Raw genomic sequence first — 1,129 nt, forward strand, 5'->3', positions numbered from 1 at the left:
ATCCACAAACCGATAAACGTCGATTCCATAAAGAAAGCGAGCAGCGCTTCCACCGCGAGCGGAGCGCCGAATACATCACCGACAAAGCGGGAGTACTCCGACCAGTTCATTCCGAACTGAAATTCTTGTAAAATCCCGGTGACAACACCGACTGCAAAATTAATTAAAAATAAGTGCCCCCAAAATTTAGCCATCGTTCTGTAAATGTCTTTTTTCTTTGCGACATAAAGGGTTTCCATTAAAGCAACCATAAAGACAAGCCCGATTGACATCGGTACAAAAATAAAGTGAAAGATCGTTGTTGAAGCAAATTGAAATCTTGCCAAAATGAGTTCGTCCACTGTTCCTGTCTCCTCCTCTTTGTTCTAGCCGGGCCCGTTTGCCAAATGGGCATCACACTTGCTCAGACTTTCACATGCATCTTATTAATGTGATTATGATTACAGACAAAAGGGTGACCTCGGCCCGCATTGATGTTCCGTTATTATCAGGATGGTTATTTATACCTGTACTTTACCGCGAATTCCTTCTTAAATAAAGTACATTTTCCCTAATTTATGGATGTCATTGTGACAATTATACGAAGGAATTATAGATATTTTGTGACACGCTGGTTAACAAGCACTAAAACAACATGAGAAAAATGCCCCGAAATTCACGTGGAACATTTCGTCATTCAACATCTGTGATTCTTCGCGAAAGCCTGTCGCATCAAAAGAAAACCGTTATATGCAGTGAAACAAATTCGGGGTTTTCCTTCAGTGTGAGCGCGCCTTACGGAAAGTTCTGCTGTTTTGTCCAATCTGTGAAATCTTCCTTCCGCCTTCTGCGCATTCCCTTCATCCATTTGCTGATTTATCTCCACTGAAGCCTTCACGCAGCACGAGCTGACTGCACCGCACGTTTTTCCCCCTGCACAGCCATCCAGCTCCCGCTGACTATTAACGGAGGAAGGGAAGGAATATTTATTGCTTTGAAATAAACAATAACGATACCCCGTTTATTCTATGAAAATCGAACCATACATTTGTTCAAACAAAATACACAAAATTTGTGAAATGTTTCACAATATCCTGCTATACTTAGGTTGTATTTATGATAGATACTTCTTAAGTAAACACTTGATGGT

Annotated in this window: 1 protein-coding gene; it reads right to left on the reverse strand. The window is 41.0% G+C overall.

Going from position 1 to position 1,129, the window contains the following annotated elements; translation table 11 throughout:
* A partial coding sequence (locus ACWHAR_RS22605) for a cytochrome ubiquinol oxidase subunit I (RefSeq protein WP_452087894.1) occupies positions 1-341 on the reverse strand: 341 nt, incomplete at its 3' end.
* Positions 342-1,129 lie beyond the last annotated feature (788 nt).

Source organism: Bacillus sp. LR--39, assembly GCF_053613335.1.